The sequence below is a fragment of the Winogradskyella ouciana genome (assembly GCF_009709615.1).
Taxonomy (GTDB): domain Bacteria; phylum Bacteroidota; class Bacteroidia; order Flavobacteriales; family Flavobacteriaceae; genus Winogradskyella; species Winogradskyella ouciana.
Genome location: NZ_WJYA01000293.1, coordinates 1 through 239 on the forward strand (window position 1 = coordinate 1; position 239 = coordinate 239).

The following is a 239-nucleotide window of genomic DNA, read 5'->3' on the forward strand; positions in this document are numbered from 1 at the left end:
CCAGACCCACTGCGAGAGCCACGATCAGGATTGGACCGGCGGTCATCAGAATGGTCCAGTAGGCCAGCTTGAGATGCTGGATATTGGTGTCGAAATCCATATCAGAGCCCTCCGGCGAAACTGCTGGGAAGAGAACCCATGGTCAGGGCCCAGCCATCGACCAGCACGAACAGCAAAAGTTTGAACGGCAGCGAGACGATCATCGGCGATAGCATCATCATGCCAAGCGCCATCAGGAT

General features: G+C 56.1%; 1 protein-coding gene. It reads right to left on the reverse strand.

Annotation, left to right across the window (positions count from 1 at the left end; genetic code table 11):
• Positions 1 to 101: 101 nt before the first annotated feature.
• Positions 102 to 233, reverse strand: coding sequence for a hypothetical protein (locus tag F1003_RS16380; protein WP_306461438.1), 132 nt, complete (start codon positions 231 to 233; stop codon positions 102 to 104).
• Between the last annotated feature and the right edge of the window lie 6 nt (positions 234 to 239).